The organism is Lysobacter oryzae DSM 21044, assembly GCF_059568595.1.
Map to the genome: position 1 here is coordinate 1 of NZ_JCANTQ010000006.1, position 1,283 is coordinate 1,283.

Below are 1,283 nucleotides of genomic sequence, written 5' to 3' on the forward strand. Positions count from 1 at the left end.
ACCGGCAAGGTCGTTGCCGTAGATCACGGGCATGGCGCCTAACAATTCATTCAAGCCGAAGCCGCTTCGCGGCTCGGCTTAATTCAGGCGTTAGGCCGCAAGGAGAGTCTATGGATCATGTTGAGGCTGTGCTCACCGACTCGGTTCGCATCTGTTGCTCCACAGGCCCATTGCTTTCTGAGCTGTTAGCTCTTGGGGCTGCCGCGAGTCATGAGGGCGCAAATATTCCGTTCGGCTCAAAGCACGCGCTCGCTGCTGTCCTGAGTCAGCTACAGCGGCTCCAGGTTCCCTTCGCTGATGCTCCTAGTGGCTGGCCTCCCGCTGCAATCTTTGCGCAACTTCGAGATGAGGGCTTAGTCCATGGCAGCATTACCGCCGTTACTTGGTCGTCCCCGGACCAGCCCGTCCTGCGTGCGGCCTAACAATTCATTCAAGCCGAAGCCGCTTCGCGGCTCGGCTTAATTCAGGCGTTAGGCCCCGCAGATGGATGATCGTCGAGTTCACGCAAAGCGCATCACCGACGAGATCCGGCAAGTTCTCATTAGCCAATGGGACCCTATCGGCGTCATGGATGACCCGGAATGGCCTCGTGACGAGTACGACTCTTATATCGGGGAGATATATAAGTATCTGGCGCGCGGCGAGTCGGCTGAGTTCATCGCCAGACACATGTGCCTGATTGAGGAGACAATGATGGGCCTTGGTCGCCTGCCGGAGTCCACGCGGCTCCCGGTCGCTCAAGCCCTCAAGGCCATAGATGTTTCGCCGCTGGGGTAGTTTTTCGTTGTCTGGGCTGGGCCCCGAGGCGCATCGGGCGGGCCCTAACAATTCATTCAAGCCGAAAACCAATCGCTGCGCGATTGTTTTCGGCTTAATTCAGGCGTTAGGCCGCTCAAAGCATTCCGTTTCAACAGCTGTGCTGTTTGCGGACGCCACTATCCTCGCCTACCGACTCGTGCTTGCCTCAGCTCGGAGTTGCGCCCGGAGCTTCCCGCGGCAGCAGCCGTCCCGAGCATCTTCGCTCCAGCCAGCGTTTCATCGCGCCACTTCCGTGTGGCGCCCGAGCCCGTCGGCTCCGTCGGGCAAAGCGCTGAGCCAAATCGCCTCCCGCCGGTCCTCGCGCCTTGGTACATTGCGGCCTAACAATTCATTCAAGCCGAAGCCGCTTCGCGGCTCGGCTTAATTCAAGCGTTAGGCCGCTGTAGAAGCGCTCTGTCAGCTGCGTCATGCAATCAGCCGGCGCACCTCGCCTTCCGACTCTTTCGCTGTCTCCCGGCTCGTTC

General features: G+C 59.6%; 1 protein-coding gene. It reads left to right on the forward strand.

What is annotated here, in order from left to right; translation table 11 throughout:
• The first annotated feature begins 483 nt into the window (after positions 1-483).
• Positions 484-777, forward strand: a complete 294-nt coding sequence (locus BP05_RS00120) for a hypothetical protein (protein WP_496359244.1) — start codon at positions 484-486, stop codon at positions 775-777.
• The last annotated feature ends 506 nt before the right edge of the window (positions 778-1,283 follow it).